The sequence below is a fragment of the Phycisphaeraceae bacterium genome, assembly GCA_040222855.1.
Lineage (GTDB): Bacteria > Planctomycetota > Phycisphaerae > Phycisphaerales > Phycisphaeraceae > Mucisphaera.
The window spans coordinates 552,805-565,040 of sequence record JAVKCD010000025.1 but is presented as its reverse complement, the minus strand read 5'-3'; the positions used below and the strand labels follow the sequence as shown (position 1 = coordinate 565,040).

Sequence of the window (12,236 nt, the reverse complement as noted above, 5' to 3'; positions counted from 1 at the left end):
TCAGACGGGTCGTTTTCGAGCAAGTAGGACGCCGTCGAACATTGGGAGAAAGGTGATATCGACGCGATTGTCGGCGGCGATGGCGGCGTTGAGGTCGCGGATGGCGGCGACGGAGGGGTCGGTGTTGGCTGGGTCGGCGACGCGGCCGGAGCGGAGCATGTTGTCGAGGGCGACGATCCCGCCTGGGCGGAGCAGGCGAAGGGTGAGTTCGTAGTAGGTCGGGTAGCGGTCCTTGTCGGCGTCGATGTAGGCGAGGTCGTAGGTGTCGGCGTGGCCTTCTTCGAGGAGTTTGTTGAGGGTTGTGTCGGCGGGTGCAAGGCGGAGGTCGATGCGGTCGGCGACGTGGTGTTTCTGCCAGGCGTCGCGGGCGATGGTGGTGTAGGTTTCGGAGAGGTCGCAGGCAGTGATGCGGCCATCGGATGGGAGGGCTTTGGCCATGCAGAGGGTGGAGACGCCTGTGAAGACGCCGACTTCGAGGACGCGGGTGGCGTTGAGGGTGTGGATGAGAAAGACGAGGAGCTGGGCCTGGAGAGGCTCGGTCATCATCTGCGGCTGGTCGGTTGCGGCGGTGGCGGCTTTGAGTTCGGTGAGGTCGGGGAGTCGCGGGGTGAAGAGGTTGTCGAGGTAATCGTGGATGGCGGGGGTGAGGTCGGGGCCTTTGTTGGCCATGGCGGTCTCCTGAGGGATATGGGCGTAAGTGTAGGTGTTTGCGAGGTTTAGGACCGCCCTTTTAGCATGATTCTGCTATCAATTATACATAACTATCATTATCGGACCTTGGATTTGGGGGTGGGGAAGGGGGGCAAGAAAGGATTCTAATTCTAAGCTGTGGTCATGAGCAAGAATCGTCCCCGCAATGTGATCCTGGCGTTTATTCGGTGGCTCTTGGTGCTGCTCTTCGGTGTGCCGGAGGCGAGCGGGTCTGAGGCTTCGAGGAAACGGAAGGATGCTGGCGAGACGCCTTATGTCGTGCGTCCTGATTTTCTCAGCGAGGCTGAGGAACGGTTTGATCGTCATCTGGAGCGCGTTGCTGGGATGTTCGATCTGCGGGTTCATCGGAAGGTGCGGATCGCGGACGTCCTACTGGTGCCGCCCGGGACGCCGAGGTGGCAGCACTGGTTCAATCGCGTGTCGTCGAAGCACGTGGACTTTCTGATCTCTCTAGGTAATCGGCCGGTGGCGGCGATCGAGTTGGATGATCGATCGCATGCGCGGGGCAAGCGTGTGGAACGGGATAAGTTTGTGAACGAGGCGTTTCGAGCGGCTGGGTTGCCCTTGTTGCGTGTTCGTGTGGCCTCAGACTATCACCACGGGGAGCTTGAAACTTTCTTTCGGAAGGTGCTGGATGCCGATTATTCGAATCGCCCTCGTTAGGACTTGTTCTGTGAAGAGGATACGACACTGTCCCATGCGGCTGTGATGCCCTCGGGCAGGGCTTCGCATTCCTGTTCGAAGACTCTTGCGGCGAGGGTCTTGGGGGTGTCGTCGGGGAGGACGGGGCTGGTTTTCTGGATGAGGATGGGGCCGTTGTCGTAGCGGTCGTCGGCGAGGTGAACGGTGCAGCCGGAGACCTTGCAGCCGTGTTTGAGGACGGCGGTATGGACGTGGTGGCCGTACATGCCGGGCCCGCCGAAGGACGGGAGCAGGGACGGGTGGATGTTGAGGACGCGGCCTTGGAAGTCGTCGGCGATCTTGAGGAGGCTGAGGAAGCCGGCGAGGACGACGAGGTCGGCGTGGTGTTCGCGGCAGGCCTGGAAGATGGTGGCGGAGAAGGTGCCGAGGTCGGGGTAGTCCTTGCCTCTTAGTTGGAGGATGGGAACCTGGGCATGGAGGTCGCGGGCCCGGGCGGCGTCGAAGGCTTTGGTGTTCGAGGCGATGACGAGGGCGAGGGAGGCGTCGAGGCGGCCGTCGGCGATGCGGTCGGCGAGGTTCTGGAGGGAGCGTCCTCCGCCTGAGATGAGGACGGCGAGTTTGGGGGATTTCGGGTCAGCAGCAGCCATGGCCTTACGATACCGCTTTGATGCAGGAAGCAGGTGTCCCCCAGCGTGTGACTCGACTCGCCCCGTCGCCGACGGGGGCTTTGCATCTGGGCAATGCGCGGACTTTTCTGATCAACTGGGCGATGGCGCGGCGGAGCGGGTGGCGGGTGCTGCTGCGGGTGGAGGACCTGGACGGGCCGCGGGTGAAGGCGGGGGCGGATCGGGGGGCGATCGAGGACCTGCGGTGGCTGGGGATGGACTGGGATGAGGGGCCGGTGTATCAGGCGACGGATCTTGGGCCGTACCAGGCGGCGCTGGATCGGCTGCTGGCGCAGCGGCTGATTTATCCGTGTCCGGCGTCGCGGAAGGAGATCGAGGCATCGTTGTCGGCCCCGCATCGGGGGGATCATGAGGTGTGGTATCCGGGGATTCATCGGCCGCGGAGCGATGCGGAGTGGGCGCGGGTGGCGGAGATGGCGGCGGATCGGGGGTTGCTCTCGGAGGATGCGTGGGCGTGGCGGGTGGTGATCCCGGATGAGGAGGTGGAGGTCGTGGATGGATTCGCGGAATCGGTGCGGGTGGATGTGCAGGCGGCTGTCGGGGATTTTGTGGTGGCGAGCAAGGCGGGGCTGCCGGCGTATCAACTGGCGGTGGTGGTGGATGACGCGCGGCAGGGTGTGACGGATGTGGTGCGCGGGGATGATCTTCTTGAGGCGACGGCTCGGCAGCGGTGGCTGTATCGGTTTCTGGGTTGGGAGGATCGGCTGCCGGATTATGTGCATGTTCCGTTGGTGGTGGGTGAGGATGGTCGGCGGCTAGCCAAGCGGCATGGGGATACGCGAGTGGCGTTCTTTCGGGAGCGGGGTGTGTCGGCGGAGCGGGTGATTGGGTTGGTCGCGTGGTGGTCTGGGTTTCTTGATGAGCGGGAGGTGATGTCGGCGGAGGAGTTTGCTGGCGGTTTTGCGCTGGACCGGCTGCCGAGGGGCGCGGTAACGTGCACCCAGGAGGATGTGGCGTGGCTACTCGATGGATGCTGATTATTTTGGCGGTGAGTGTGGGGCTGATGGGCTGCGGTCCGGAGCCGCAGACGCAGGAGGAGATTGCGCAGGCGATCGCTGATGCGGAGTATCAGGAGGTCACGCTGGATGGGCGGGTGTTTCGGCTGGAGGTCGCGGCGGATGCGGACCAGCGGTTTCAGGGGTTGTCGGATCGTGAGCAGATCGCGGAAGACGGGGGGATGTTGTTTGTGTTTCCCAGTGAGGCGAGGCGGGAGTTCGTGATGCGGCGGTGTCTGGTGCCGATCGACATCCTGTTTCTGGATGGTCGGGGTACCGTGGTGAAGACGCACGCGATGAAGGTCGAGCCTTATGACCGGCCGGAGTTAGCCTTGAAGCGATATGGATCGCGGTGGCCGGCTCAGTTTGCTATTGAAATCCGAGGCGGGCTGCTCGAAGGCATGGCGATTGAAGAGGGGGACGTGATTGAGCTGCCAATAGAGCAGCTTAAGGCGATGGCTCGATAGTCCGATAGCCAAGTCTGGAGCCGGTGGCCTTGACGGTCGTTCCGGTTGGGAGACTTGGGCTATGTCGGAACCGGCGACGCTGCTGATCGTTGATGATGGGGACCTGGTGGCGGCTCAGCAGGAGTTGACACGATTTCTAGGTTGCTGGCCGGTCAACGATCGGCCGGAGGTCAAGCTGATCGGCCCGGAGATGCTGGAGAAGCAGGACCGCCCCGCGGCTTGCTGGTTTCGGTCGCACGAGCCACTGGGGCCTTTGTCCTATGAGGTGCTGGATCGTCTCGAGCGTGAGGCAATCCCCTCGATGTTCACACGCTGGCCGGAGCGGCGCGGGTTTGGACGGGTGTACAGGCCGGGGGTGGTGATCTGTCCGCCAGCGACGGACCCGATCCGTGCTATCGCGTTGCTGCAGGGTTTGATGAGCCAGTCGTCGCTGATCCGGCTGCTGAGTGATGATGTGGAGCGCATCGGGCGCGAGCAGGTCGGGCTGGCCGAGCAGATTGACAAGATTGATGAGGAACTCCGGTCGGCGGCGGTGTTGCAGCGAGAGTTTCTGCCACGTGAGCTGCCTTGTGGTGAGGGTTTGAATGTCCATGTGCTCTGGCGGCCGGCGGGGTATGTGAGTGGGGATATCTATGATGCGCGTGAAGTTGATGACCGGCATCTGGCGTTCTTTGTTGCTGATGCGGTCGGGCATGGTGTTCCAGCGGCTCTGCTGACGGTGTATATCCGCCAGGCGTTGCAGCACGCGCTGCTGCCGACTCGGGTCACCGGTCGGACTGAGCCGGTTCCGCCTGAGGAGGCGCTGCGGAGACTCAATGACGAGCTGCTGGCTCGCCAGGATGAGCAGGTGCGTTTTGCGACGGCGGTGTTTGGCGTCTACGACAAGCAGACCAGGACGGCGCGGATAGCGCGGGCCGGTCACCCGTTGCCGCTGGTGCTCCGGGCGGACGGTCGGACCGAGACGATTGATGCGTGCGATGGCCCGTTGCTTGGCGTGTTTCCGGATCCCGAGTTCGAGGTCGCTGAGGTCGAGTTGGGTACGGGCGACCGTTTGCTGATCTATTCCGATGGTTTTGAGATGGCTTTCCCGGACACTGTCGCGGGCGAGGCGAGCACGCGATATCTCGAAGCGTTCCATGATCTGGGCAAAGAGTCGGCGGAGAACTCGCTGGTGTCGCTGGAGCAGAGACTGTCTAGTCACGCAGGCTCGCTGCATCAACAGGATGACCTGACGGTGGTGTGTCTGGCTGCGTGAGTTATACGGATCAAAACAGTTTCTTTGTGAAATTCGCACACCTCCGGGCTGCGGCTGTTGTGTGCGCGGTGAGGCGTTGAGGCGAGGGTTCGCGATGAGCTATGGTGTAGCGGTTCGGTGCGTTCAGTGGCCAGGACGCCGTACCCAGACAGAGAAACGGAGTTGAATAATGAGTGTGACCGAGTTGCCCGTGAGTCTCTCGCAATCGGCCGAGGCGGTGCTTCGTGAGGCGAAATCCGCCACGTTTGTTGGGAGTGTCGACGAGCTGGTTCGGCTGGCGGTCCCGAAAGATCAAGTCGATGCGCGTGGTATTTTCACGGTGGGCTACGACGTGGAGGGACGCGGGTTCGTGCCGGAACTGGAGGTGTGCCGGGTACGCAACGGCGTGAGTGCCAACTACGTCGAGTCGTATATGCGTCGGCGCGATGCGGACTGCATGGTCATCGCCGATAAGCGGCCAACCGGCAAGCGGACCTGGGAACAGCGGTACCCGGACATGGTTTGGGAAGATGTGCGTCAGCAGACGTTCGACTGGCTCAAGACCCAGGACCTGGCCTACTTTTTCTTTCAGGCGGGGCTCGCGGGCAAGGGGACCGAGGCCGTCGCGATCTGTCCGGCGAACGCGGCGTTCTTCGGGCTTGGGCTGGCGATGCTCCAGGGGATTATTCCGCGCGAGCAGATCCGGGAGGACTTCTTCCACGAGGCGATCATCTACGTGGCACCCCCCTTCCGGCACACGCACTTTGGCGGGAGACAGGTCGTCGTGCACAACCGGCGTGAGCCGCTTCACGAGCTGTTTAGTTACAACCTCTACCCGGGTCCGTCGGCGAAGAAGGGGATCTACGGCGTGCTGCTGAATCGGGGTGAGGGTGAGGGCTGGGTGACGGCGCACTGCTCGACGGTTCAGGTCGTCACGCCTTACGACAACACTTGCACGATCATGCACGAGGGGGCGTCGGGTGGCGGCAAGAGCGAGATGCTCGAGCAGATGCACCGTGAAGAAGACGGGCAGATCCGGCTCGGGACCAACACGGTCACGGGTGACTCCAAGTATCTGGTTTTGCCGCGCGGATGCCGGCTAAACCCGGTCACTGATGACATGGCACTGTGTCATCCGGATTACCAGAAGCCGGAGGTCAAGAAACTGACGCTGTTTGATGCCGAGGACGCTTGGTTTCTGAGGGTGAATCACATCACGAAGTACGGGACAGACCCGCATCTTGAAGCGATGACGATCAACCCCCCTTCTCCGCTGCTGTTTATGAACATTGACGCCAAGCCCGAGAGCACGGCGCTGATCTGGGAGCCAATCCACGATTCGCCGGGCGTGCCCTGTCCCAACCCACGGGTGATCATGCCGCGGAAGGATTATCCGAATATCGTGATGGACCCGGTGACGGTGGACGTGAGAAGCTTCGGGGTCCGGACGCCCCCCTGCACGGCTGAGAAGCCGACCTATGGCGTACTGGGGATGCTCAACATCCTCCCGCCAGCGCTGGCGTGGCTGTGGCGGCTGGTGGCCCCTCGAGGTCATGCCAATCCGTCGATTGTTGATACCGAGGGCATGACCAGCGAGGGTGTGGGCAGCTATTGGCCTTTCGCGACCGGTCGAGCCGTCGATCAGGCCAACCTGCTGCTGGATCAGTTTATGAAGACGGAGGAGACGCTGTTCGTGCTGATCCCGAACCAGCACATCGGCTGCTGGGAGACCGGCTTTGCGCCTCAGTGGGTGGTGCGTGAATATCTCTCAAGGCGTGGTTCGTCAGTGTTCCCGAAGGATCGGCTGCTGGCTGCGCGCTTAGCACTGCTGGGTTACTCGCTCAAGAGCATGCAGGTTGAAGGAACAGAGATCCCCGAGGGGTTCCTGCGGGTGGAGAAGCAGCCGGAAGTCGGCGAGGCGGGGTATGACCGGGGTGCTGAGGTCCTGACCGGTTTCTTCCATCAGCAGATCGCGCCCTTCCTGCAGGAATCGGACCTGAACCCGCACGGCCGCAAGATCATCGAGGCCTGCTTGGCGGGCGCGACTGTGGAGGAGTATGAGGCGTTGGGGCCGGAGGCTTGAGATAACCCTAGTTAGTTACTGCTAGGGCTATGGCTTCTGTAGAAGCCTGCTTGGGCTAGCAACCCCATCGTCACCGCCTCGCTATCACCGCCCTGCTTTTTCATGGTCTCCATCGTGTGGACAATAGCTTTGACCAGGGCGTCGGCTTCGAGGTTGACCTCGTCGCCGACGCGAGCCTGGCCGAGCGTGGTGATTTCGAGGGTGGTCGGGATCAGGGCGATGGTGATGGTGTCGTTGGCGACCTCGGCAAGGGTGAGGGAGACGCCGTCGATGCAGACTGAGCCTTTGGGGATCATCCAGCGCATCATCTTGTCGGGCGGGCGGAGGGTGAGTCGCCAGTCGGCGGGATTATCGTGGATGGCGGTGATGACCCCGACGCCATCCACGTGACCCTGGACGGTGTGGCCGCCCATGGGCTGCGTCGGGAGGACCGCGGGTTCGAGGTTGACCTTGCTGCCGGGCCGGAGGCGGCCGAGCGTGGTCTTGTTAAGGGTCTCGGTGATAGCGTCGAAGCCGAAGACCGCCCCGCCGCTCTCGATCGCTGCGAGGGTGAGACAGACGCCCGAGACGGCGATCGAGTCGCCCAAAGTGGGCTGATAGCCACGATCGGGAACCCAGCCTTGGGTGTCGATGGTCAGGCGGACGCCCGCTTGGGTGGGGGTGGTGTCAGCGACGGTTGCGATGGTCTGGATGATGCCGGTGAACATGTCCAGAGCTTAGTCGGTCGCGGGGTTCAGGTCGCCGTCGGGGTGAGCCGATGTCGGGTAAACTGCCGCCCCCTCACCGGATATCAGAACTTTAACCTGACAGGATGAACGGGCTATGGCCCAGAGAACACACCACTGCGGCGCCCTTCGGGCGGATCACGTTGACCAGACTGTTTCGCTGTGCGGCTGGGTGAACAGCTATCGCGACCATGGCGGGGTGATCTTCATCGACCTGCGCGACCGCGAGGGCATCACCCAGATCGTTTTCCACCCCGAGAGCGGTCAGGCGCATGAGGTCGCGGACAAGCTGCGCAACGAGGACGTGGTGCGGATCACTGGTGTGTGCCTTCGGCGTGAGGAGGGGATGGCCAACCCCAAGCTCGCCACCGGCGAGATCGAGGTTGATGCCAAACAAGTCGAGATCCTCAACAAGACCGACACCCCGCCGTTTACGCCGGATGATGCGGCGAGGACCGGTGAGGAAACCCGGCTGCGGTATCGGTTCATCGATATGCGTCGCCCGGCGATGCAGAACATCATGCGCACTCGGCATCGTGTCGCCAAGATCATGCGTGACTACTTCGATGGCGAAGGTTTTTACGAGGTCGAGACGCCGTTCCTCTGCCGTTCGACCCCCGAGGGTGCCCGGGATTTCCTGGTGCCGAGTCGTCTGCAGGCCGGCGAGTTTTATGCCTTGCCCCAGAGCCCGCAGCTCTTCAAGCAGATCCTGATGTCGGGCGGGATCGACAAGTACTTCCAGATCGTGCGCTGTTTCCGTGATGAAGACCCGCGAGCGGATCGGCAGGCGGAGTTCACGCAGCTTGATGTCGAGATGAGTTTCGTCGATCAGGACGACGTGATCGACACCCACGAAGGGCTGATGCGATCGATCTGGAAGCAGGTGCTGGATGTCGATGTCCCGCCGATCCGGAAGATGACCTACGCCGAGGCGATGGACAAGTACGGCTCGGATCGTCCCGACCTGCGATTCGGGCTTGAGCTGATTGATGTAACTGACCTGGCACAGAGCACCGATTTCAAGGTTTTCACGTCGTCGATACAGGCCGGCGGGGTCGTCAAGGCCATCCGCGTACCGGGCGGAGCCAAGCTCTCGCGGAAAGAGACCGACGGTCTGGCCGAGTGGGTCAAGCAGTTTGGCGTGGGCGGGTTGCCGGTCGTCAAGCGCGAGAACGGAGCGTTTAGCACCGGTATCGCCAAGTTTATCGAGTCCATCGCGGATGGTTTGGTCGAGCGACTGGGCATTGAAGACGGCGACCTGGTCTGCTTTGGTGTGAGCAACAAGCCAGCGATCGTGCATCGGGCGCTTGGCGAGCTGCGGGTCCGGCTGGCGAAGGACCTGGGCTTGATCCGCGATGGCCAATGGGAATGGGTCTGGGTTGTTGATTTCCCGCTGGTCGAGTGGGACGAGCAGGCCCAGCGTTACCACTCCCTGCATCACCCCTTCACGAGCCCGAACCCCGAAGACCTCGAAAAACTCGAGAGCGACGCTGGTGCCGTTCGGTCGCTGGCTTACGACCTGGTGCTCAACGGCTCGGAACTCGGCGGCGGCTCGATCCGTATGCACAACACCGAGTTGCAGAAGCAGGTCTTCAAGGTGCTGGGCATCGACGATGACGAAGCCCGTGAGAAGTTCGGTTTTCTACTCGATGCGCTCAGGTACGGCGCTCCGCCCCATGGCGGGATCGCCTTCGGCCTCGACAGGATCGTGATGCACCTCTGCGGGACGACCAACATCCGCGATGTGATCGCTTTTCCGAAAACTCAGAACGGCGCCGACCTCCTCACCGGGGCCCCGTCGGAAGTCGATCTCGATCAGCTCAAGGAGTTGCACTTGCGAGTGAATCTCCCGCAGCCCACACCCCCCGACGCTCCAGCCGCGACGCCGACGGCCTGATCGATGTGCGGGATCGCCGGCATTCTCCGACACGACAGCACGCCGACCGACGAGGCGCTGCTGCGCTCGATGCTGGCCTGCGTCAAGCACCGTGGACCCGATGGCGAAGGGGTCTCACACCACGGTCGGTGCTCGATGGTCCATGCCCGGCTGTCCGTGATTGACCTGCTCAGTGGGCAGCAGCCGATGCACATCACCCGCACCGAGTCGAAAGGTGCCCTGCATCTGGTGTTCAACGGGGAGATCTACAACCACCGTGATCTCCGTCGGAAGTTGCAGCGGCGGGGTCACAAGTTTCTTTCCGATCATTCCGACACTGAGGTGCTGCTTTACGGTTACAGGCAGTGGGGTGCCGAGTTGCCCAAGCACCTTCACGGCATGTTCGCTTTCACGATCTGGGATGAAGACGAGCAGACGCTCTTCATGGCCAGAGACCGGACCGGCAAGAAACCGCTCTACTGGAAATGGACTCAATCAGGTTTTCGATTTGCCAGCCTGATCCCGGCCCTGCTGGTGGGCGGGGAATCGATTGTCATCAACCCCACCGCCCTGCTGACGTATCTCCGCTACGGGTATCCGTTCGACGACGGACTGATCGAGGGCATTGGCGAGGTCCCACCAGCACACAGCATGCAGGTTGATCGAACCGGGGCCATCCACATCCAGCGGTACTGGCGCCCGCCACCGATCTCCAAGACCAGCACGCGCCTCGGGGCTGTCGATGCCTTGCGTGAGGTCTTGACCGAGGCGGTCGATTCACGTCTCGAGTCGGATGTGCCTCTGGGCTGCTTCCTCTCTTCGGGCATTGATTCTTCGGTGATCGCCGCTTTGGCTCAGGAGAGACTGAGACAGCGAGGCGGCGATCGGCTGCGGTGCTTTAGCGTCCGGATCCCCGGTGCCCGTTACGACGAGACGGAGAACGCCGCGCGTGTCGCCAGGCACATCGGGGCCGAGCATGTCGTCCTGCAAGCCTCACCGGATTCGATGGCCGATGACCTGCGATCGCTGATGAGCATGACCTGGGACCCGATGGCAGACAGCTCCCTTCTGCCGACCTACTGGCTCTGCAAAGCAGCCAGAGAGCACGTTACCGTGGCGCTATCCGGTGATGGAGGCGATGAGTTGTTCGGCGGGTACGATCGGTACCGCGCCATGCGTCTGCTTCGCAAGCACAGATGGTGGTTAAAGAGATTGCCCGCCGATCTGATGCCGAGTACCAGCCCTCGGGCTATGAGCACGCGCGTGCGCCGGCTAGTTGATTCGGCGCGGGCCGGACGAAATCCTGCGGCGCAGTATCACGACATGGTTCATCTGTTTCGCGATGGTCAGATCCGGGAACTCATGCCCGGGCTGATCGAGACCGAGCCGTTCGACGCACCGATGGTGCCTGACTGGCCGGGAACCCATGACCGGGTTCACGCCTCGCTCCGATGGGACCTCACGCATTACCTGCCGCACGTGCTGTTGCGAAAAGTCGATCGCGCTTCGATGGCGGTGGCTCTTGAAGTGCGCTGTCCGCTCCTCGACACCCAAGTCTGCGACCTTGCTGGCCATCTTCCCGACTCCGTGTTAATGCCCGGAGGTCGTCCCAAAGGCCTGCTCCGCCAACTCGCAGCAGAACTGGTGCCCGAGCCGATCACCCGTCTCCCCAAACGCGGGTTCGCCATCCCCCTTGGCGACTGGATGCGCAATCGCCTGACCGAACCACTCGAAGCTGCGATCACCGGCCAGGCGCTCCAACGAGTTGGCTTCCAGACCCAGCCCATCCAGCAGATGCTCGAGGAGCACTGCGATGGCCGCCGCGATCACAGCCACCGACTCTTCGCGCTCTGGCAACTGTCCCTGTGGGCTGAGGGTTTACACTAGATCGCTAGGTTTTTTGGCTTTCGGCGTTAGACTGCAATCAACGGGTCTTTTAATCGTTTTAAGGAGGAAAGCGATGTCGAGATTGCATGTCAACGTCGGTTGGTTGTTGGGTGGCGCGCTGGTGCTCACGCCAGCGATGGCAAAAAGCGATGTGCTGTTGACGGGGCAGACCCGTAGCGTCAGGGCCAGCGCGGGTGATGCCTCAGGCACGATGTCGGACAGCAAGAGTGCCTCTGGCTTTGGCTGCTATGACGATTCCATCACCTTCAGCTACACGAGCACTCAGTTCGGGGGCGGGGGCACAGGCATGGCCCTGCAGACGTCCGCGATCTACCCTTGGGTGATTACTGGCGACGGAACCGGCACCGGAAACGGAGGAGCCGGGGTCGGCACCGGCTTCGCGGGCGGGACGAGCTACCTTCAGGCGACCTTCACCGTCACATCACCGACCGCATACAGCCTTGAGGGCTTCATCTCGGCCCCCACTGGTTTCAACCGTGCCTCGGTCATCCTGACAGGGCCGTCGGGTGAGATCGCAAAAGAAGAAATCGGTGAGTTCACAGGTTCCTTCGGCAGCGTGCTCTTCACCGGTCTGCAGGGATTCAGCGGCATCCTTCTGCCGGGTGACTACACCATCACCGCCGAAGCCAGCGCGAACGATGACTCGTTCGCAGGCCCGCAGGCGCTCTTTGATTTTTCGCTGATCGTGCCCGAGCCGGCGTCGTCGTTACTGGCGCTGGTGAGCTTTCCGCTGGTGCTGCGACTAAAGTGATAAAGTCAATCCGTAGCCGTCGTTCCGATTCTTCCCAAAGGTATACGATCGTTCGAGCAAGCTTGCTCCCAGTGGCACGCTTCATTCGGCGAGTGCTAGCGTGAACTCTGCCTTCACCACGGTACTCCCCCTCATACTTGGTTAAGCGATCAACAACA

11 protein-coding genes are annotated in these 12,236 nt (G+C 62.2%); 8 read left to right on the top strand and 3 right to left on the bottom strand.

Annotated features, from left to right (window positions below; genetic code table 11):
• The gene (locus RIG82_12185) at nucleotides 1-669 is read right to left on the bottom strand and encodes a class I SAM-dependent methyltransferase (protein MEQ9461699.1); all 669 of its coding nucleotides are present in this window, start codon (nucleotides 667-669) and stop codon (nucleotides 1-3) included.
• A gap of 165 nt (nucleotides 670-834) precedes the next feature.
• Here RIG82_12185 and RIG82_12180 point away from each other — a divergent pair, with 165 nt between their 5' ends.
• Nucleotides 835-1,374, top strand: a complete 540-nt coding sequence (locus RIG82_12180) for a DUF2726 domain-containing protein (protein MEQ9461698.1) — start codon at nucleotides 835-837, stop codon at nucleotides 1,372-1,374.
• Here RIG82_12180 and purN read toward each other — a convergent pair.
• Nucleotides 1,371-2,000 (bottom strand): phosphoribosylglycinamide formyltransferase, encoded by a 630-nt coding sequence (gene purN / locus RIG82_12175; protein MEQ9461697.1) that lies wholly within the window; start codon nucleotides 1,998-2,000, stop codon nucleotides 1,371-1,373. The two genes, RIG82_12180 and purN, sit on opposite strands and share 4 nt — an antisense overlap.
• A gap of 20 nt (nucleotides 2,001-2,020) precedes the next feature.
• Between purN and gluQRS the strand changes: the two genes are divergently transcribed.
• From gluQRS to RIG82_12155, 4 genes are all read left to right on the top strand, one after another.
• On the top strand, nucleotides 2,021-3,016 hold the full coding sequence (gluQRS, locus tag RIG82_12170; protein MEQ9461696.1) for a tRNA glutamyl-Q(34) synthetase GluQRS: 996 nt from the start codon (nucleotides 2,021-2,023) through the stop codon (nucleotides 3,014-3,016).
• On the top strand, nucleotides 2,995-3,501 hold the full coding sequence (locus tag RIG82_12165) for a DUF192 domain-containing protein (protein MEQ9461695.1): 507 nt from the start codon (nucleotides 2,995-2,997) through the stop codon (nucleotides 3,499-3,501). The genes gluQRS and RIG82_12165 overlap by 22 nt, the downstream gene beginning before the upstream one ends.
• 61 nt (nucleotides 3,502-3,562) lie before the next feature.
• Nucleotides 3,563-4,756, top strand: coding sequence for a PP2C family protein-serine/threonine phosphatase (locus tag RIG82_12160; GenBank protein ID MEQ9461694.1), 1,194 nt, complete (start codon nucleotides 3,563-3,565; stop codon nucleotides 4,754-4,756).
• A gap of 169 nt (nucleotides 4,757-4,925) precedes the next feature.
• Nucleotides 4,926-6,818 carry a DUF4914 family protein gene (locus RIG82_12155; protein ID MEQ9461693.1) on the top strand — a complete coding sequence of 631 codons (1,893 nt, stop codon included), beginning with the start codon at nucleotides 4,926-4,928 and terminating at the stop codon, nucleotides 6,816-6,818.
• An 11-nt stretch (nucleotides 6,819-6,829) separates the two neighbouring features.
• Here RIG82_12155 and RIG82_12150 read toward each other — a convergent pair whose 3' ends face one another.
• Nucleotides 6,830-7,525: a riboflavin synthase gene (locus RIG82_12150; GenBank protein ID MEQ9461692.1), complete on the bottom strand. Its 696-nt coding sequence runs from the start codon at nucleotides 7,523-7,525 to the stop codon at nucleotides 6,830-6,832.
• A gap of 115 nt (nucleotides 7,526-7,640) precedes the next feature.
• Between RIG82_12150 and aspS the strand changes: the two genes are divergently transcribed.
• From aspS to RIG82_12135, 3 genes are all read left to right on the top strand, one after another.
• Complete coding sequence (gene aspS / locus RIG82_12145; GenBank protein ID MEQ9461691.1) at nucleotides 7,641-9,440, top strand: aspartate--tRNA ligase; 1,800 nt, start codon at nucleotides 7,641-7,643, stop codon at nucleotides 9,438-9,440.
• A gap of 3 nt (nucleotides 9,441-9,443) precedes the next feature.
• Nucleotides 9,444-11,306: an asparagine synthase (glutamine-hydrolyzing) gene (asnB, locus tag RIG82_12140; protein ID MEQ9461690.1), complete on the top strand. Its 1,863-nt coding sequence runs from the start codon at nucleotides 9,444-9,446 to the stop codon at nucleotides 11,304-11,306.
• 73 nt (nucleotides 11,307-11,379) lie between these two features.
• Nucleotides 11,380-12,078: a hypothetical protein gene (locus RIG82_12135; GenBank protein MEQ9461689.1), complete on the top strand. Its 699-nt coding sequence runs from the start codon at nucleotides 11,380-11,382 to the stop codon at nucleotides 12,076-12,078.
• The last annotated feature ends 158 nt before the right edge of the window (nucleotides 12,079-12,236 follow it).